This is a genomic window from Edaphosphingomonas fennica (genome assembly GCF_003034225.1).
Classification (GTDB): domain Bacteria; phylum Pseudomonadota; class Alphaproteobacteria; order Sphingomonadales; family Sphingomonadaceae; genus Sphingomonas_E; species Sphingomonas_E fennica.
In genome coordinates this window covers 36938-55067 of the sequence record NZ_PHHF01000032.1, presented here as the reverse complement: position 1 = coordinate 55067, position 18130 = coordinate 36938, and the positions used below count along the sequence as shown (strand labels likewise).

Sequence of the window (18130 nt, the reverse complement as noted above, 5' to 3'; positions counted from 1 at the left end):
CCGGTTGGAACCGCCCGGGGACAAGATTTTACTGAAGGGGTTTCGCTGATGGCGACCGTCGAAAAGCTGCCGATGCTGGCGGAAGGCTACCGGATGCTGGAAGAGGAGGTCGCGCGCCTCAAGCTGGAGCGGCCGCAGGTCATCGACGCGATCGAGGAAGCGCGGGCGCATGGCGATCTTTCGGAAAATGCCGAATATCATGCCGCCAAGGAGCGCCAGGGCCAGATCGAGGCGATGATCGCCGATATCGAGGACCGGCTGAGCCGCGCGCAGGTGATCGATCCGACGACGCTTTCGGGGGACAAGGTGGTGTTCGGCGCCACCGTCCACCTGCTCGACGAGGATGAGAAGCCGATCAAGTACCAGATCGTCGGCCAGACCGAGGCGGATGCCAAGTCGGGCAGGATCTCCTACAACTCGCCGCTCGGCCGCGCGCTCATCGGCCGCAAGGTGGATGACGAGGTGGAGGTGACGGTGCCTTCCGGCGATCGCTACTATCTGGTCTCCAAGATCGAGTTCATCTGAGGAGCGGCGGCGGATGCAATTGCCGCCCGCCCGCGCAACGCTGGCCATATTGGGCGTGACGATCGCGTCCTGGCTGCTCGTCTCGTGGAGCGGCCTGGGCGATATCGCCGCTTATGCGGGCGGGTTCATCCCCGCCCGTTTTTCGATCGGCGGGGTGGCGCCCACGCTTGAGATGTCGGTCCGGGGCATTCCATTTGCCCCGCGCTGGCTGACGCCGCTCACCGCCACGCTGCTGCATGGCGGCTTCATCCACATCGCCTTCAACATGCTGATCCTCGGGCTGTGCGGGCGCTTCGTGGAAGCCGCCATCGGCGCGCGCGGGATCGTGATCCTTTATGTCGTCGGCGCCTATGTCGCCGCGTTCGGCCATTTCCTCGCCGGCCCGACCGAGCCCTGGCCGATGATCGGCGCCAGCGGCGCGGTCTCCGCGGTGATCGGCGCCTATGCGCTCCTCTATGGCGAGAAACGCCGCACCTTCGCCAATCGCCGGCTCAACCAGCTTGCCAACGCCCTCTGGCTCGCGGCCGCCTGGGTGCTGCTGCAACTGATGGTCGGCCTCGCCTCCTGGGGCGGATCGGGCGGGGGCGGCATCGCGATCGCCGCCCATATCGGCGGTTTCTTCGCCGGCCTCGCTCTCGCCCAGCCGCTGCTGCTGCTCCGCTACCGCCGGGCCTGACCGCCTCAGCGGAGCGGCCGGCCACCCTTGATCGTCATCAGCACCTTGCCCTGAACCGGCAGCCCGTCGAACGGCGTGTTGCCGGCCTTGGCGGCCATGCGATCGGCATCGATCCGCCACGGGGCATCGGGATCGATCAGGATCAGGTCCGCCTCGGCGCCCGTCTCCAGCTGCCCGCCCGGCAGGCCCAGCAGCCGCGCGGGATTGGCCGAAAGCAACTCGAACAGGCGGGGCAGGCCGATCACCTCGTCGCGCACCAGCGTGAGGGACAGCGTCAGCAGCGTCTCCGCCCCGGCCATGCCGGGTTCGGCATCGACGAAGGGCAGGCGCTTGGCTTCCGGCCCCTGCGGATCGTGCGCGGAACAGAGGATGTCCACGGTGCCGTCGCGCACCGCCTCGATCGCCGTCAGCCGGTCCCGCTCCTCGCGCAAGGGGGGCGAAAGCCGGGCGAAGGTGCGGAACTGGCCGATGGCGGTGTCGGAAAGCAGCAGGTGCGCCGGCGTGATGCCGCAGGTCACGCGCACGCCGCGCTGGCGGGCGGCGCGGATCAGGTCGAACCCGCGCGCCGTCGTCACCTGATGGAAATGGATGCGCGCGCCGGTTTCCTCGGCCAGCATCAGATCGCGCGCGATCGCCATCGCCTCGGCCATGGCCGGGGCGGAGGGTAGGCCCAGCCGTGTCGCGGTTTCGCCCGATGTCGCCACCGCGCCGGTGGTCAGCCAGCCATCCTCGGCATGCACGATCACCGGCATGTCGAGCGACGCGGCATAGCCGAGCAGCCGCAGCATCACGCCCGAATCGGCGATCCAGCCGCGCCCGGTGGCGACCGCGCAGGCGCCCGCCGCCTTCATCAGGCCGATCTCGGCCAGTTCCTCGCCCGCCAGCGCGCGGGTGGCCGCCGCGATCGGGTGGATCCACACGTCCGGCTTGCCGGCCGCGGCTGCGCGCTGCACCAGCGCCGCATCGTCCAGCGGCGGGGACTGGTCCGGCATCAGGGCGGCGCGGGTGATGCCGCCGGCGGTGAAGGCCGGCAGGTCGATGGCGAAGGTGCCGAGGTCGACGATGCCCGGCGCCAGCAGCGCGCCCCTGGCATCGATGGTCTCCACGCCCGCCGCTTCGATCTCGCCGATGGCGGCGATGCTGCGGTCGCGCACCAGCACGCCGCCCGGCCGGGTGGTGCCGTCCGCCTCGATCAGGCGGCCGTTGACGATGGCGATCGGTTTCAGTTCCATCCCGGAACTCCCCGGCGCGCGCGCGTCAGCACGTCAAGGCAGGCCATGCGCACCGCCACTCCCATCTCGACCTGTTCGGTGATCGCCGATCGCACGGGATCGTCCGCCACCGACGATGAAATCTCCACGCCCCGGTTCATCGGCCCCGGATGCATCACCAGCGCATCCGGCGCGGCGCGCTCCAGCCGCTCCGGCGTCAGCCCGTAGAGCGCATGATATTCGCGCGGCGAGGGGACGAAGCCGCCCGCCATCCGCTCGCGCTGCAGCCGCAGCATCATCACCACGTCCGCGCCATCCAGCCCGGCATCGAAATCGGTGAAGGCGGTCACGCCCATCCGCTCGATCGCGGGCGGCAGCAGGGTGGAAGGGCCGACCACGCGCACTTCGGCATTGAGCGCGGTCAGCGCCAATATGTTGGACCGGGCGACCCGGCTGTGCAGCACATCGCCGCAGATGGCGACGCGCAAGCCATCGATCCGTCCCTTGCGGCGGCGGATGGTCAGCGCGTCGAGCAGCGCCTGGGTGGGGTGCTCGTGCCGCCCGTCGCCGGCGTTCAGCACCGGGCAATCCACCTTGTCCGCGATAAGCTGCACCGCGCCGGATGCCTCGTGGCGGATCACGATCACGTCCGCGCGCATGGCGTTCAGCGTCATGGCGGTGTCGATCAGCGTCTCGCCCTTCTTCACGCTGGATGCGGCGACCTGCATGTTCACCACGTCCGCGCCAAGCCGCTTGCCGGCGATTTCGAAGGACAGCAGGGTCCGCGTCGAATTCTCGAAGAAGGCGTTGATCAGCGTCAGCCCCGCCAGCCGGTCGTCATGCTTGGCCGTGCCGCGATTGAGCGCGATCCACTGCTCGGCCTCGTCGAGCAGGAAAGCGATCTCCCAGGGTTGCAGGCCATAGATGCCCGTCAGGTGACGGTGCGGAAAAGGGTGCGGATCGGTCGGCATCGCCGTTGCGTCTAGAGGCGGCGCGCCGGAAGCTCAAGGCCGGAGGCGGCGGGCCTCACTGCCCGTTCGGCACCGGTTCGGGCACGGGCGGCGGCGGGGCTATCGCCGGGCCGGGGCCGCGCCGTTCCTCGGGCGGGCGATTATTGCCGGGATTGGCCGAGATGGTGAGCCCGTCCGGTCCCACCCGCAGCCCCACGTCGACATCGCCGATCGCGCCGTTCACGGCGATGGAGAGATTGTCGACCTGGTTTTCGATCAGGTCGCCGATCGGATCGGGCTCGGCGGCCGGCGCCGGCTCGCGCTCCACCACCGGCGGCGCGGCGCCATCGACGACGCGGCTCATGAAATCGCGCCATATCCGCGCCGGCAGGCCGCCGCCCGCGATGCCGCCCAGCGGGCTGTTATCGTCATTGCCAACCCACACGGCGGCCACCAGATCGCCGGAAAAGCCCACGAAGATGGCGTCGCGATTATCCTGGCTGGTGCCCGTCTTGCCGAAGGCGTCGATCGCCAAGGTCGCGGAACGGCCGGTGCCCTCGCGCACGGCCGCGCCCAGCAGGTCGAGCAGCATCGCCCGCGTTTCGCCGTCGAAGGCGCGGGGCCGATCCCAGAAGGCGTCATACCAGCTCTGCTCCTTGTCGGGCAGGGCGTGCGCCTTCACCGGATAGGCGTTGGCGGCGATGGCGGCATAAGCGGAGGTGAGTTCCAGCAGGGTCACGCCCGATGTCCCCAGCGCCAGCGTCGCATCGTCGGCGGCGAGCGGGCTGGTGATGCCGAGGTCGCGGGCGGCGCGGATCACATTGTCCATGCCCACCTCGCTCGCGATCCTGACGGCGGCGACGTTGCTCGATCGGGCGAAAGCCTCGCGCAGGGTGATCTTGCCGCGATAGCGCCCGTCATTATTCTTGGGCGACCAGCCGGCGATGGTGATCGGCTCGTCCTCCACCAGGCTGTCCGGTGTCAGGCCGTGGCGGATCGCGGCGAGATAGACGAACAGCTTGAAGGTGGAGCCGGGCTGCCGCCGCGCCTGCGTGGCCCGGTTGAACGGGCTGTCCGCATAATTCTTGCCGCCGATCATGGCGACGACTCTGCCGTCCGGCCGCATGGCCACCAGCGCGACCTGCGCCTTGCCCAGCCCGGCGCGGCGCACCGCCGCCTCCGCCGCGCGCTGGATGCGGCTGTCGAGCGTGGTCTTCACCTCCTGCTCGGCATAGACGGCGCCGGCATTGTCGCGGGCCGCGGGCAGCGCCCAATCCGCGAAATAGGTGCCGCTCGGCAGCATCTTGAGCGGCCGCAGGTTGAGCGAGGCCGGCGGGACGCCGGCGGCCTCCGCGGGCGTAAGGAAGCCCGCGTCCGCCATGGCGGCCACCACCACGCGCTGGCGTTCGCGCGCGCCCTTCAGGTTCACGGCTGGGGAGAGGCGGGACGGCGCCTTCAGCAGCCCGGCCAGCATCGCCGCCTGCGCGACGTTCAGCTTTTCCGGCTGGCGGTTGAAATAATGGAGGGCGGCCGCGCGCAGGCCATAGACATTGTCGCCGAAATAGACGTTCGAAAGATAGCGCGACAGGATCTCGTCCTTGGAAAGCCGCGCTTCCAGCCAGAAGGCGATCAGCACCTCGCGCAGCTTGCGGGCGGCGGTGCGATCGGAATCGAGGAAGGCGACCTTGGCGAGCTGCTGGGTGATGGTGCTGCCGCCCTCGCGCACGCCGCCCGCCACGGTGTTGCGCCAGGCCGCGCGGGCGATGCCGCGCGGATCGATCCCCCAATGGCTGTAGAAGCGCCGGTCCTCGATCGCCATGAAGGCCTGCGGCACATGCGGCGGCAGATCGGCCACCACCACGGGCCTGTCGATGATCGCGCCCTTGCGGGCGATCGGCTTGCCGTCGCTGGAAAGCAGGGTGATGCTGGGCGGCGCGATCGGCTTCAGCGATCGCGACAGCGGCGCGGTTATCGCCAGCCAGCCGACCAACAGGACGAAGATCAGCGCGCCAGCCTGGGCCACCCGTTTCCAGAAGCGCCAGCGCTTCCAGAAGGCGCGGGGGGCAGCCGCCCCGCGCTGTGGCGGCTTTCTGTCCGTGGTCCGGGGGGATGCCGGCGCGCGGCGATCCTCCTCGGGTTCGGTCCATTCCAGGTCGTAAGGGTCGTCGTCGCGCATCATCGCCAGGTCATGCTGTTATACCCAGCTAACACGGGCGATGATGCGCGTCGAGATGCCCGATCGGTCGGGTCAGGCCTTGCGGGCGGCGATCCGCTCGTTCACGCGGGCTTCCAGGATGGTGAGCGGCATGGCGCCATCCAGCAGCACATCGTGGAACCAGGCGAGGTCGAACTTGTCGCCAAGCTCGGCTTCCGCGCGCTTGCGCAGCTCCACCCACTTGTTGTGGCCCACCTTGTAGCTGCAGGCCTGTCCCGGCCACACGCAATAACGTTCCACCTCGCGCAGCGAGCGCGGGCGCGGGAAGCCGGTGTTGGCGACCATGTAGTTGGTCGCCTGCTCGCGGGTCCAGCGCTTGGCGTGGATGCCGGTGTCGATCACCAGCCGCACCGCGCGGAACAGCAGGGACTGGAGGCTGCCGGCGATGCCGAGGCGATCGTCGCCATAGGCGCCCAGTTCCTCTGCCACGCCTTCGGCATAGAGCGCCCAGCCTTCGCCATAAGCGGAGAAGAAGGTCTGGCGGCGCAGGATGGGGATGCCCTGGGTTTCCTGCGCCAGGCTGCCCTGCAGATGGTGGCCGGGCACGGCTTCGTGGAAGGTCAGCGCCGGCAGGCCGTATTTCGGCCAGTCATGCGTGTCCTTGAGGTTGATGTAGTAGATGGCGTCGCGCGATCCATCGAGCGCGGCCGGATTGTAATAGCCGTTAGGCGCGCCATCCTGGATGAACACCGGCACGCGGCGCACCTCGATCGGCGCCTTGGGCAGGGTGGAGAAGGCGCGCGGTAGCAGCGCCGTCATCTTGTGGATGTCGGCATTCAGGCTGGCGAGCAGCGCGGCACGGCCTTCGTCGGTGTTGGGATAAAGCTGCTTCGGATCGGCGTTGAGCGCGGTCAGCCGTTCGCCGACGGTGCCCTGCGTCATCCCTTCGGCCTTCAGGATCGTATCGATCCGCGCGGTCAGCTCCGCCACCTGCTCCAGCCCGATCTGGTGAATTTCCTCGGGCGACAGGGTGGTCGTGGTGCTGTTGGCGAGTGCATCGGCATAGAAGGCCGCGCCTTCGGGCAGGCGCCACACGCCTGCGTCGCTGCTGGCGGTGGCGCGAAGCTGCTTCACCAGCGCGATCTGGCGATCGAGCGCGGGGAATATCTTGCCGGAAACGATCTTCGCGGCCTGGGCCGCCCAGTCGCCGGCAATGCCCTTCTCCTTGGTCCGACGCGCGATCGACTGGACCAGCACCGTCTCCGCCGCCGGCTTGCCGCGCAGCGCCTCGAGCTGGGCGATGGTCAGGTCCAGCGAGAAATCCGGGGCGACCGCGCCATAAGCCGCTTCGGCCCGCTGGCGCTCGCTGTCCTGATCGAGCACGGTCGCGAAGGCGTCGAGGCGGGCGAGATAGGCATCGGCATCGGCCTTGTTCTCGATACCATGCTGGGAATCGAGGAAATCGGGCACGCCCTGATAGGCGCCGCCGAGCTGGCTGATCGCATAAGGCGACCAGATGCCGTCCACCGATCCGAAGGGATATTTGCCCAGGCCCTTGATGTCCTGGGCCAGCATATATTCGGTGACGTCATAATTGACGTGGCCGAGCGAGGAGAGCGCCGCGCGGTCGACGCGGGCGAGCCGCGCCGCCTGATCCTTGGCGCGCACGAGCCGCTTGGCCCGCCCGCTGGTGGAATAATCGCTGAGCTTGCTCTTCAGCGCCGCGCGCGGGCCCTTGTCCAGCCCCTGGCTGGTTGCGGCTTCGGGGCTGTCTTCCAGGCTCTCGTAGAAGAAGCTGTCGAGCAGCGCGTTGAGCGCGCCATCGGCATCGGTTTTGGCGAAGAGCGGCGCGGGCAGGGCGGCGCCGAGCGCCAGCGCGCCGGACGAGACCAGGAAGGAACGGCGATCCATATGGGATTGTCTCCGAAACAAGCGTGATGGCGGCGAAACTGCATGTTTTGCAGGTCAAGGCCAAGCCGTTCGTCGCCAGCTTTATGTCGTTCGTCGAAAGCGGGTTTTCGGGGGCCTCAACCGACCCGCGCGCTGGTGACCGCCGCCGGCCCGTGCGAGATGGCGCATGTGTAGACGCGCGCCTTCACCCGCCAGCCGTCAACGGTGCGGACGAGATCGTCCTCATACTGCCCCCACATCGAATATTGCTCGCCGGCATAATCGCCCTGGCCGAGATGCTCGGCATAATAATGGACCTTGGCGTGCGCATGATCGCCATCCACGCGCACCCGGAAATTGCCGACATTGTGATGGGTGGCCCCGCAATTGGAATCCGGGCCGAGATTGGCGTGCATCGATGCGATCAGGCTGGCGCGATCGGGGCTGATCACGCCGGGGCCGAGCGCCTGGGTGTAATCCCCGGTCGCGTCCTCGGTGAACACCTCGTGCATGTCGTCGAAGGTCTTGGCATCGACGATCTCGCAATAGCGGACATAGACCTGTTCGATCGCATCCTTGTCGATCAGATATTGCAGCGACATGGGGCAGCCTTTCGAATGTGGGGAGGGGAAGGCGCTCAGCGGCCGAGCGCTTCGTTCACCACGAGCACGATCTTGCCGCGCACATGGCCCGCCTGGATCTTCCGATGCGCCTCGCCGGCCTGATCGAGCGGCATCAGCGTGATTTCCGGCGCGTGGATCTTGCCCTCGGCCAGCGCTGCCACCAGCGCCGCAAGCTGGCGCGGCTGGTTGGCGTGGCTGGAAATCGTCGGCACGACGCGCACGCCGCGCGCCTCGGCACGGGCGGGATCGATGGTCGGCTCGTCGGCGATCAAGGTGGCGATCGGCGCGATCACGCCGCCCTTCCGGGTGAACTCCACCGCCTCCAGCAGCGATCCCTGGCCGACCGTGTCGACCACGAGGTCCACGCCTTCCGGCGCCCAGGCGCGCACCGCATCGGCGACATCGCCCTGGCGATAATCGATCGCCAGCTCCGCCCCCAGGCCACGGACATAATCCATATTGGCAGGCCCGCAGGTGGCGGCGACGCGGGCGCCGGCCATACGGGCAAGCTGGATGGCATAGCTGCCGGTGCCGCCCGCGCCGCCATTGACCAGCACGATGGAGCCCGCCTCGGTGCCGCCGACATCGAACACCGCTTCCCAGGCGGTGATGGCGGCGGTCGGCATCGCCGCGGCATCGACCAGCGCGACATGATCGGGCAGCTTCACGCATCGTTCTTCGACGGAGGCGACGAACTGGGCGTAGGAGCCGCGCTCGCCGATGCCCTGGTTGGATGCGGTGACGACCCGGTCGCCCACCTTCAGGCCGGTGACGCCTTCGCCCACCTCCGCGACGATGCCAGCAGCGTCGAAGCCGACGACGAAGGGGAACTGATATTGGAAATAACGGGAAAGCCAGCCCTCACGGGCCTTCCAGTCGGCGGGGTTGACGCCGGCATAGGCCACCTCGACCACGACATTGCCGGGCGCGGCGCGGGGGCGTTCGATCGCGGCGATGTGGAGCACCTCCGGCCCGCCGAACTCGTCGAGCACCATCGCCTGCATCAGATCGCCCATTCCGTCTCTCCCATATTGCCGATTTGCGGCCTGGAGTGACTAATCGGTGTGCAGGTGGGGCATCGGCAAGCGCAAACTGCTTCCAGATTGCGCCAAATGCGCCAAAATGCGTAGAGACTCAGCCGATGGCGCGGCGGAGCGCCTCCAGGCTGGCGCTGTTGAAGCCGCGCGAGACAGCGGCATCGGGCGCGAAGCCGTTGAAGCCGTGATAGGCGCCGGGGGCCACGACCAGCTCGGTCGGCACGCCGGCGGCGATCAGCCGCCGGCCATAATCGAGATTCTCGCCGACGAAGAGGTCGAGCGCGGCGGTGCCGAGGAAGGTGGGCGGCAGGCCGGAAAGATCCTCCACCCGCGCCGGCACCGCATTGCGCGGCGGCTCGCCGGTGCCGGCGGGATGGCCGAGCAGGGCGGACCAGCCAAAGGCGTTGGAGGCGGCCGTCCACACGAAATCGCCGGCATAGGGCAGGGCAGGCACGGTCGATCCCGTCCGGTCGTCGATCATGGGATAGATCAGATGCTGGTGCCGGATGCGGTATTCGCCCCGATCGCGCGCGACCAGCGCCAGCGATGCGGCATGGCCGCCGCCCGCGCTTTCGCCGCCGATCGCGATGCGCTGGTGATCCACGCCCAGCCGGTTGGCATTGGCGTGCAGCCAGCCGAGTGCGGCATAGCAATCCTCGACCGCGCCGGGCCAGCGCGTTTCCGGGGCAAGGCGATAGTCGACCGAGAGCAGGATGCAGCCGAGCGCGGCCGCCAGCGATCGGTTGGAAAGCTCGCTCATCGCCGCATCGCCCAGCACATAGCCGCCGCCATGGATGTGGAGATAGGCGCCGCTCTGCCCGGTCCGGCCGGGGGGCGTGTAGAGCAGGCAGGATACGTCCGGCCCGCCATCGCGTCCCGGCACGGTGATGCGCTCCACCGCAACGCCTGCCGCCGGCCCCTGCGGCGGGGGAACGTCCACGCCGAAGCCTTGCGCGCGCATGACCGGTAGCAGGTCTTCGTTCAGGTCGAAGGTCGGAAACGCATCGAGCGCGGCCCGGATCTCGGGATCGACGAGATGCAGGCTGGCGGAATGCGTCTCGACGGTCATGGTCTTCTCCCGATCGCTACAGGCGGAAGACCCCATAATGCGGGTCTTCGATCGGCGCGTTCAGCGCCGCGCTGATGGCTATCCCGAGCGCGTTGCGCGTGTCCACCGGATCGAGCAAGCCGTCGTCCCAAATTTCGGACGTGGCGTAATAAGCGCTTTGTTCGCGCTTATAGCCTTCGATCACCGGATCGCGGATCGCGTCGATCTGCTCCGCCGTCAGCGTATCGCCGTTACGGGCGAGCTGGCGCAGCTTGATGTCGGTCAGCACGTTGGCGGCCTGCTCCGCGCCCATCACCGATGTCTGCCCCTGCGGCCAGCTGAACAGGAAGCGGCTGTCGAAGGCGCGGCCGGACATGCCGTAGACGCCGGCCCCGAACGCGCCGTTGCAGTTGACGGTGAATTTGGGCACCGACGCGCCCGAAACCGCCATGATCATCTTGGCGCCATCCTTGGAGATGCCGCGCCGTTCATATTCGCGGCCGACCATGAAGCCGGTGATGTTCTGCAGGAAGATCAGCGGCGTGCGGTTCTTGTCGCAGAGCTGGATGAAGTGCGCGCCCTTCAGCGAGCTGTCGTTGAACAGCACGCCGTTATTGGCGAGGATGCCGACCTGATAGCCCCAGATGCGGGCGAAGCCGCAGACCAGCGTCTCGCCGTAACGCGGCTGATATTCGTGGAAGCGGCTGCCGTCGACGATGCGGGCGATCACCTCGCGCATGTCGAAGGTGGTGCGGCTGTCCTGCGGCAATATGCCGTAGAGTTCCTGCGGGTCGTAATATGGCGGCTCGGGCTCGGCCCAGTCGACCTGCGCCTTTTCCGCGCGGGTGAAGCGGCCGACGATCTCGCGCGCGATGGCGATGGCGTGCCGTTCGGACGAGGCGGGATAGTCCGCCGTGCCGGACACGCTGGTATGCATGTCGGCGCCGCCCAGTTCCTCCACCGTCACTTCCTCGCCGGTCGCGGCCTTCACCAGCGGCGGGCCGCCCAGGAAGATCGCGCCCGTGCCCCGGACGATGACGTTGTAATCGCTGAGCGCGGGGATATAGGCGCCCCCCGCCGTGCAATGGCCCATGACGACGGCCACCTGCGGCACGCCCATCTTGGAAAGGATGGACTGGTTCCGGAAGATGCGCCCGGCATGATAGCGATCGGCGAAGAATTCGGCCTGCAAGGGCAGGAAGCCGCCCGCCGAATCGCACAGATGCACCACCGGCAGCCGGTTCTCGATCGCGATATCCAGCGTGCGGACGATCTTCTTCACCGACAGCGGATACCAGGCACCGCCCTTTACGGAGGCGTCGTCGGCGTGGATCACCACCTCGCGGCCGGAAACCACGCCGATGCCGGAAAGCTGGCCGGCACCGGGCACATCGCCGTCATAGGCCATGTTGGCGGCCAGCGTCGAAAGCTCCAGGAACGGGGTGCCAGGGTCCAGCAGCGCCTCCAGCCGATCGCGCAGGAACATCTTGCCCTGCCGGTCCAGCCGGTCGCGGTCGCGTTGGGGGCGGACATTGCGGACGGCCTCCTGCTTCTCCCGCAGTTCCGCCACCATTCGCAGATTGTGCGCGCGATTGGCCTGATAGGTCGTCCCGGACGTGTCGATCCGGCTGTGGATGCGGCGCATCATAGGGCGATTGCTTCCAGGGTTATGAGCGCGGCATCGCGTTCGAAGGTCTGGCCGATGGCGCGATGCACCGTCATCACCACGCCGTCGCGCGGGGCCTTGATGGCGGTTTCCAGCTTCATGCTTTCGATCACCATCATGATCTCGCCCTCGGTGACGCTGTCGCCGTCCGTCACCGCCACCTGGATCACCGATCCGGGCATGGGCGCGCGGGCCACGTCATCACCGCCGCTGGCGCTTTCCTCCTCGAAATGGGTGATGGGGTCCTGCCAGACCAGCTCGTGCGCGGCGCCATCGACATGGACCCAGATATGGTCCCCGTCCTTCGCCACGATCGCCTCTTCCGGCGGCGATGCTTTCAGGTCCGCCGGGGCCAGCGCCGCCGGATGGGCGACGCCGTCGATCAGGAAAAATCCGGGCATCAGTTCCGCCACCCCCCGATAGCCGCGTGCATCGCCGGGATCTCGGCCGCCTCGCGCACCAGTTCGGGCACGTGCCGGGCGGCGATCGCGACCAGCCGGGCCAGCGTCGCCTCGTCGGCCACGGGCTCCGCCGCCAGTTCGGTCCTTTCGCCGATCAGGCCGGTATGGATGTCGCCCGCGATCACGGCCGGATCGCCCATCAACCGGCGGAGATAGCCGATATTGGTCTTGAGCCCGAGCAGCACCAGGCCGGCCAGCGCCCTGTCGGCACGGGCGATCGCCTCGGCGCGATCCTCGCCATGGACGATCAGCTTGCCGATCATCGGATCGAACGCCGCCGATATCCGCCCGCCTTCGCTGACCCCGCCGTCGAAGCGCGCGCCGGCCGGCGCCGCCAGCCGCAGCACTGGGCCGGTCGTGGGCGCGAAATCGCGGGCGCTGTCCTCCGCGCAGATGCGCAGTTCGATCGCATGGCCGGAGCGCGTGACCGCGGCCTGATCGAAGGCCAGCGGCTGTCCGGCGGCGATGCGGAGCTGCTGCTCCACCAGGTCGATGCCGGTGATCGCTTCCGTCACCGGATGTTCCACCTGGAGGCGGGTGTTCATCTCCAGAAAGTAGAATTCGCCCTGGCCGTAGATGAACTCCACCGTTCCGGCGTTGCGATAGCCTGCCGCCCGCGCGATGCCCGCCGCCGTCTCGCAGATCCGCTCGCGCTCCTGCGGCGTGAGCGCGGGGGAGGGGGCCTCCTCCACGATCTTCTGGAAACGGCGCTGCAGCGAGCATTCGCGTTCGAACAGGTGGACGACATTGCCATGCGCGTCGCCCAGCACCTGCACCTCGATATGGCGGGGGCGTTCGATATAGCGTTCGACGAACAGCCGCCCGTCGCCGAAATAGCGTTCGCCCTCGCTGCGGCCGCGCGCGATCTCCTGCTCCAGCACCGCCATGTCGCGCACGATGCGCATGCCCTTGCCGCCGCCGCCGGCCGAAGGCTTTATCAGGATCGGTGCGCCGAGCGCGCGGGCGCGTTCCACGAAGGTCGCGGGATCATCGTCCTCGATGGCCGAGGGTGCGACAGGGAAGCCATGCCGTTCGACGAAGGCGCGCGCGCGCACCTTGTCTCCCATCAGCTCGATCGTGTCCGGCTCCGGCCCGACGAAGATCATGCCGGCCGCCGCCACGGCGCGCGCGAAGCCGGCATTCTCCGAAAGGAAGCCATAGCCCGGATGGATCGCCCCGGCGCCCATGTCGCGCGCCGCCGCGATGATCTGCGGAATATCGAGGAAGGCGGCGACCGGCGTCGGCCCTTCGATCCAGCGCACGTCGTCAGCCAGCGCGAGCGCGGGCGATCCCTCGTCCACGCGGTGTGCCACCAGCAGCGCGCGCAGGCCCAGCGCCTTCACCGTGCGCGCCACGCGCGCGGCGATCTCGCCGCGATTGGCGATCAGCACCGATTCGAATGGAAAGGCGGTCATCCCGCTCTGATCCTCCCCAACGTACGCAACTCCCGGCTTTCCGGCTTCGGCCTGCCCGGCCTTGATTGACATAATAGTGAATGGCGTTCATTTTAACGTCAAGGCCCTCGATGAAGGAAGGGCGAAGGGAGCTGGATTTGGGGACGAACATCTTCCCGGGCGGGTTTGCTCTGACGTCGGAGCAGCAGGAGATATTGGATACGGCCAGCGCCTTCGCGCGCGATCGCTTCGCCCCGCTTCAGCAGCGGATGGACGATGAGGAATGGTGGCCGCCGGAAGCGATGCCGGAGCTTGGCCGCATGGGCTTCCTGGGCGTCACCGCGCCCGCCCGCTTCGGCGGCGCGGACAGCGATTTCTTCACCTCGGGCCTGATCGCGCAAGGATTGGCGCGGTGGAACCATTCGATCGCGCTGAGCTATGTCGCGCATGAGAATCTCTGCCTCAACAATATCGCCCGCAATGCATCGGAGGAGGTGAAGGCGCGTTACCTGCCGGGCCTGTGCGACGGGTCCGCGATCGGTGCGCTGGGCCTTACCGAGCCGGGCGCAGGCTCCGACGCGCTCGGTTCCATGGCCACCACGGCGCGCCGCGAGGGCGGCAAATATCTGCTCAACGGCCGCAAGCTCTACATCACCAACGGGCCCGTGGCGGACGTGATCCTCGTCTATGCGCGGACCGACAAGGAAGCCGGCACCAAGGGCATTTCGGCCTTCATCGTGGAAAAGGGCTTCAAGGGCTTCAAGGTCGCCCAGAAGCTGGACAAGATGGGCTTCCGCGGATCGACCACCGCGGAACTGGTGTTCGACGATTGCGAGGTGCCGGCGGAAAATCTCGTCGGCGTGGAAAATCGCGGCGTCGGCATCGTCATGAGCGGCCTCGATCTCGAACGCGCCGTGGTGGCGATGCTCAATGTCGGCATGGCCGAGCGCGCGCTCGATCTCGCCATCGATTATGCCAGGACGCGCACCCAGTTCGGCCGGCCGATCGGGGAATTCCAGCTCGTCCAGGGCAAGCTGGCCGAGATGTATGTGGGCGTCGAGACGATGAAGGCGCTCTGCTACCGCACGCTCGCCGAATGCAACGCGATCGGCGAGGATGGCGGCGGCCGGGGCGAGATCCACAAGCTGACGGCGGCGGCGATCCTCCATGCGGCGGAAACCTGCACGCGCGTCATCTCCGATTCGGTCCAGATCCACGGCGGCGTCGGCTATATGCGCGAGGCGGAGATCAACCGGCTCTACCGCGCCTCCAAGCTGCTGGAGATCGGCGCGGGCACCAGCGAGATCCGCAAGCTCATCATCGCCGGCGAACTGCTGCGCTGATGACCGAGGTCTATGGGCGCAGCGACGAGGAACTGGCGACGATCCCGATCGCGCTGGCGCCGGGCCTGTTCGCGGGCAAGGTGGTGGTGGTATCCGGCGCGGGCAGCGGCATCGGCCGGGCGGTGGCGCACTGGTTCGCGAGGCTGGGGGCCAAGCTGGTGCTGTGCGGCCGCAAGGCGGAAAAGCTGGAGGCGACGGCCGCCGGCCTTTCCCGCTATGCCGCCGAAACCCTGGTCCATCCGCTGTCGATCCGCGATCCCGAGGCGGTTGCCGCCATGTTCGATGCCGCGTGGGCGCATTTCGGCCGGGTCGATATCCTCGTCAACAATGCCGGCGGCCAGTTCCCGCAGGCGGCGATCGATTTTTCGCCCAAGGGCTGGGCGGCGGTGATCGACACCAACCTCAACGGCACCTGGTACATGATGCAGGCGGCCGCCCGGAAATGGCGCGATGCCGGCCTGCCGGGATCGATCGTCAACGTCGCCACCGTCATCTGGCGGGGCATGCCCGGCGTCGCCCATACCTGCGCGGCGCGCGCGGGCGTGATCTACGGCTCCAAGACGGTCGCGATCGAATGGGCGCCGCTCAACATCCGGGTGAACTGCGTGTCCCCCGGCATCATCGCCACCGAGGGCATGGCCGTCTATTCGGATGAGGCACGGGCGGAGATGCCTAACACCAACCTGATGCGGCGCTTCGGCCAGGTCGAGGATATCGCCAATGCCGTCTGCTATCTCGCCGGCGATGCCGGCGGCTTCATCACCGGTGAGGTGCTGACGATCGATGGCGGCAACCAGCTCTGGGGCGATCAGTGGACCATCCCCAAGCCGGATTTCTTCAGGGTCTGAGCGCCTGGACGGGCGAGGAGGGTTGGGGAATGGGGCGTCGCCATTCCCTGATCGTCGTGCAGGGTCTGTTTCGGCTTTCATCGCGCGCCTCTCCGGCCGGAGAAATGAATTCTGAAAGCCCCCTTCGTCATTCCCGCGAAGGCGGGAATCCATTGTGTCGGGCGCCATCGACTCCATCGAGCCAACCGCATCCTTGGATTCCCGCCTTCGCGGGAATGACGGGGGAGGGAGGCTGGCGAAATGGCGCACCCCAACCGATGCTCCGGTCGTCAGGCCCGCGCGGCGCCGGCCGGAATGTGCCCGCGCCGCTTAGAAGGGAGCCCATTCCGATACATATTTCATCACCTTGAGCGCGACCGACGGGAATATCTGGTCGACGCCGCGCACCTTGGCGATGACGCCGGTCAATAGCTGGTCCAGTTCGTGAACGTCGCGTGCGACCAGCTGGACCTCGAGGTCGTGGATGCCGATCGCCACGGCCACGGTGATAACCTGTTCCATCTCCGCCAGCTCGGCCGCCACGTCGGCGGCGGGACGGCCGCGCACCTGGATGCCGACGGCGGACACGCAATTATAGCCGAGCGCCGCCAGATCGCGCATCGCGACCACGCGCACGATGTCATTATCCTCCAGCCGCCTGAGATGCGCGCGGACGGTGGCTTCCTTCACGCCCACTTCGGTCGCGAGATCGCGGGTGGCGATCCGGCCGTTGCAACGAAGCGCGGCGATGATCTTCTCGTCCAGGCCGTCAATATCGAACGGCGCCCCTGCCTTCTTCACCATCGCCGGATCAGACGTCGATGAAGCGCGATATATGAGATGGCCGCGATGGCCCGAATAATCCTGCTCCATGGCCGTTCCCGCCATAGTTTTCACCGAAGACGGCGCCCTTATCTTCGCTCAAGCGATCCCCCTGCAATCGAAATTCATCTTACCTGTTGATCGTCGCGACGGAAGTTCGGGGCATTCCTGCCGGACTTCGGAGAATCCATTGAAGAATTCTCATTCCGGCTTCCCCATTCCATCGAAACGACCGGATCACCTTAGCGGATCGGAACGCCGATACCCGTTACTACGCACCAGCGCGGGCGAACCTCATCACCTTTGCGGCCCATATCCCCTCCACGTCTCGATTGGTCGTCCCCGGCGCGCGGGAAAGCCTTTGCCGTCCGGCCAAATGCGCAATTGTTCGTTCGCTATATTCCGCATTGCGGCATGTTGTGGCAGCATGGACGCAGCGACGCGGATATTGCGGGGCGGAGCGGCGCGCCGCAAAGGTTGATTGCAGCCCAACAGATGATAGTCTCGCCAGCAAGATCGCTCAGCGGACGGCGCCCGGATAATCGGGCAGGGCCAGAAAGGCCGGTTGCCGCGTTCGTTCGTGGAGGATAGCTGGGTCATGCACAAGGATCAGGCCGGAGCAATCGAACAGCATTTCGCCGTCGGCGATTTCCGGCTCGATGTGCTTTCGCAGCCCGATACCGGCCCCTTCACCCGCACCCATCTCGTCGACTATCCCTCGATCGCCTATCTGCCGACCGGGCAAGGGGAGGATCCCGTGCGCGGCTGCTTCGGCGAGCCGCGATCGCACCGTTCTTTCGTGCCCTTCGGCGCGGCGGTGCTGGTGCCCGCCAACCTTGCCGTCCACGTCCAGTCCACCGGCTATGCGGAACGGCGGCTGCTGATCTGCCGTTTCGACCCGGATATTTTCGAAAGCCTGACCGGGCTTGGCGCCAATGCCAGCGGTGACGAGCTTGCCGCCTGCATCGACGTTCGCGACGCGGCGGTGCTGGCCACGCTGGAACGGCTTTCCATCGCGGTCAGCCGGCCGTCCACGGCGCGCGAGATGCTGGTGCGCGGGCTCGGCATGGTCCTGCTGGCGGAACTGACCCGCCATTTCGAGCTGGTGCGCGAGCGCGGCTTCCACAGGGCCGGCACGCTCGCGCCCTGGCAGCTCAAGCGGATCGACCAGCGGCTGGCCGACGAAAGCAAGCCCGTGCCCAGCGTGTCCGAGCTTGCATCGCTGTGCGGCATCGGCCGCCGTCATCTGATGCGCGCCTTCAAGGCGACGCGCGGATCGACGGTGATGGAGCATGTGGAGCGGACGCTCTTCGCCCGCGCCGCGCGGATGCTGGGGGAAACCACCATTCCGGTGAAGTCGCTCGCCGTCTCGCTCGGCTATGAACGGCAGGGCAGCTTTTCTGCAGCCTTCCGCCGCCGTTTCGGCGAAACCCCCCGGGACTATCGCGCGCGCGCCTCGGCCGGGCGCTGACCGGCCGATGGCATCGCGGCCCCCGCGCCCT

Annotated in this window: 16 protein-coding genes; 5 read left to right on the top strand and 11 right to left on the bottom strand. The window is 67.7% G+C overall.

Features of this window, described 5'->3' with window-relative positions:
* The first annotated feature begins 48 nt into the window (after positions 1–48).
* Positions 49–525, top strand: a complete 477-nt coding sequence (greA, locus tag CV103_RS07630) for a transcription elongation factor GreA (RefSeq protein ID WP_015456884.1) — start codon at positions 49–51, stop codon at positions 523–525.
* A 13-nt stretch (positions 526–538) separates the two neighbouring features.
* A complete protein-coding gene (locus CV103_RS07625; protein ID WP_015456885.1) occupies positions 539–1201 on the top strand; it encodes a rhomboid family intramembrane serine protease in 663 nt (220 codons plus the stop codon).
* A gap of 5 nt (positions 1202–1206) precedes the next feature.
* On the opposite strand, the gene CV103_RS07620 is transcribed toward CV103_RS07625, so the two are convergent.
* The 10 genes from CV103_RS07620 to CV103_RS07575 all read right to left on the bottom strand — a co-directional run bounded on the left by CV103_RS07620 (position 1207) and on the right by CV103_RS07575 (position 13657).
* Complete coding sequence (locus CV103_RS07620; RefSeq protein WP_107394526.1) at positions 1207–2433, bottom strand: dihydroorotase; 1227 nt, start codon at positions 2431–2433, stop codon at positions 1207–1209.
* A complete protein-coding gene (locus CV103_RS07615; protein ID WP_015456887.1) occupies positions 2424–3383 on the bottom strand; it encodes an aspartate carbamoyltransferase catalytic subunit in 960 nt (319 codons plus the stop codon). The genes CV103_RS07620 and CV103_RS07615 overlap by 10 nt, the downstream gene beginning before the upstream one ends.
* Before the next feature lie 55 nt (positions 3384–3438).
* Positions 3439–5541, bottom strand: coding sequence for a transglycosylase domain-containing protein (locus tag CV103_RS07610; RefSeq protein WP_107394525.1), 2103 nt, complete (start codon positions 5539–5541; stop codon positions 3439–3441).
* 69 nt (positions 5542–5610) lie between these two features.
* Positions 5611–7428 carry a DUF885 domain-containing protein gene (locus tag CV103_RS07605; RefSeq protein WP_107394524.1) on the bottom strand — a complete coding sequence of 606 codons (1818 nt, stop codon included), beginning with the start codon at positions 7426–7428 and terminating at the stop codon, positions 5611–5613.
* A 116-nt stretch (positions 7429–7544) separates the two neighbouring features.
* Positions 7545–8009, bottom strand: a complete 465-nt coding sequence (locus tag CV103_RS07600) for a nuclear transport factor 2 family protein (protein ID WP_107394523.1) — start codon at positions 8007–8009, stop codon at positions 7545–7547.
* 35 nt (positions 8010–8044) lie between these two features.
* Positions 8045–9046, bottom strand: coding sequence for a quinone oxidoreductase family protein (locus tag CV103_RS07595; protein ID WP_107394522.1), 1002 nt, complete (start codon positions 9044–9046; stop codon positions 8045–8047).
* Between the two features lie 118 nt (positions 9047–9164).
* Entirely contained in the window at positions 9165–10136 is a 972-nt protein-coding gene (locus tag CV103_RS07590; protein WP_107394521.1) for an alpha/beta hydrolase, read from the bottom strand.
* A gap of 16 nt (positions 10137–10152) precedes the next feature.
* Entirely contained in the window at positions 10153–11760 is a 1608-nt protein-coding gene (locus CV103_RS07585) for an acyl-CoA carboxylase subunit beta (protein ID WP_041865032.1), read from the bottom strand.
* On the bottom strand, positions 11760–12182 hold the full coding sequence (locus CV103_RS07580; RefSeq protein ID WP_107394545.1) for an acyl-CoA carboxylase biotin carboxyl carrier protein subunit: 423 nt from the start codon (positions 12180–12182) through the stop codon (positions 11760–11762). Before CV103_RS07580 ends, CV103_RS07585 begins: the two co-directional genes overlap by 1 nt.
* The gene (locus CV103_RS07575) at positions 12182–13657 is read right to left on the bottom strand and encodes an acetyl-CoA carboxylase biotin carboxylase subunit (RefSeq protein ID WP_107394520.1); all 1476 of its coding nucleotides are present in this window, start codon (positions 13655–13657) and stop codon (positions 12182–12184) included. The genes CV103_RS07580 and CV103_RS07575 overlap by 1 nt, the downstream gene beginning before the upstream one ends.
* 137 nt (positions 13658–13794) lie before the next feature.
* Between CV103_RS07575 and CV103_RS07570 the strand changes: the two genes are divergently transcribed.
* Complete coding sequence (locus CV103_RS07570; RefSeq protein WP_015456896.1) at positions 13795–14979, top strand: acyl-CoA dehydrogenase family protein; 1185 nt, start codon at positions 13795–13797, stop codon at positions 14977–14979.
* The gene (locus tag CV103_RS07565) at positions 14979–15827 is read left to right on the top strand and encodes an SDR family oxidoreductase (RefSeq protein WP_015456897.1); all 849 of its coding nucleotides are present in this window, start codon (positions 14979–14981) and stop codon (positions 15825–15827) included. The genes CV103_RS07570 and CV103_RS07565 overlap by 1 nt, the downstream gene beginning before the upstream one ends.
* 309 nt (positions 15828–16136) lie before the next feature.
* On the opposite strand, the gene CV103_RS07560 is transcribed toward CV103_RS07565, so the two are convergent.
* The gene (locus tag CV103_RS07560; protein ID WP_245896718.1) at positions 16137–16694 is read right to left on the bottom strand and encodes an Lrp/AsnC family transcriptional regulator; all 558 of its coding nucleotides are present in this window, start codon (positions 16692–16694) and stop codon (positions 16137–16139) included.
* A 499-nt stretch (positions 16695–17193) separates the two neighbouring features.
* Here CV103_RS07560 and CV103_RS07555 point away from each other — a divergent pair, with 499 nt between their 5' ends.
* Entirely contained in the window at positions 17194–18099 is a 906-nt protein-coding gene (locus CV103_RS07555) for a helix-turn-helix domain-containing protein (protein WP_245896717.1), read from the top strand.
* The last annotated feature ends 31 nt before the right edge of the window (positions 18100–18130 follow it).

Bases quoted from the DNA above. Each gene is read 5' to 3' on its own strand.
- greA (WP_015456884.1), top strand. From the start codon at position 49: ATGGCGACCGTCGAAAAGCTGCCGATGCTGGCGGAAGGCTACCGGATG.
- CV103_RS07625 (WP_015456885.1), top strand. From the start codon at position 539: ATGCAATTGCCGCCCGCCCGCGCAACGCTGGCCATATTGGGCGTGACG.
- CV103_RS07620 (WP_107394526.1), bottom strand. From the start codon at position 2,433: ATGGAACTGAAACCGATCGCCATCGTCAACGGCCGCCTGATCGAGGCG.
- CV103_RS07615 (WP_015456887.1), bottom strand. From the start codon at position 3,383: ATGCCGACCGATCCGCACCCTTTTCCGCACCGTCACCTGACGGGCATC.
- CV103_RS07610 (WP_107394525.1), bottom strand. From the start codon at position 5,541: ATGATGCGCGACGACGACCCTTACGACCTGGAATGGACCGAACCCGAG.
- CV103_RS07605 (WP_107394524.1), bottom strand. From the start codon at position 7,428: ATGGATCGCCGTTCCTTCCTGGTCTCGTCCGGCGCGCTGGCGCTCGGC.
- CV103_RS07600 (WP_107394523.1), bottom strand. From the start codon at position 8,009: ATGTCGCTGCAATATCTGATCGACAAGGATGCGATCGAACAGGTCTAT.
- CV103_RS07595 (WP_107394522.1), bottom strand. From the start codon at position 9,046: ATGGGCGATCTGATGCAGGCGATGGTGCTCGACGAGTTCGGCGGGCCG.
- CV103_RS07590 (WP_107394521.1), bottom strand. From the start codon at position 10,136: ATGACCGTCGAGACGCATTCCGCCAGCCTGCATCTCGTCGATCCCGAG.
- CV103_RS07585 (WP_041865032.1), bottom strand. From the start codon at position 11,760: ATGCGCCGCATCCACAGCCGGATCGACACGTCCGGGACGACCTATCAG.
- CV103_RS07580 (WP_107394545.1), bottom strand. From the start codon at position 12,182: ATGCCCGGATTTTTCCTGATCGACGGCGTCGCCCATCCGGCGGCGCTG.
- CV103_RS07575 (WP_107394520.1), bottom strand. From the start codon at position 13,657: ATGACCGCCTTTCCATTCGAATCGGTGCTGATCGCCAATCGCGGCGAG.
- CV103_RS07565 (WP_015456897.1), top strand. From the start codon at position 14,979: ATGACCGAGGTCTATGGGCGCAGCGACGAGGAACTGGCGACGATCCCG.
- CV103_RS07560 (WP_245896718.1), bottom strand. From the start codon at position 16,694: ATGGCGGGAACGGCCATGGAGCAGGATTATTCGGGCCATCGCGGCCAT.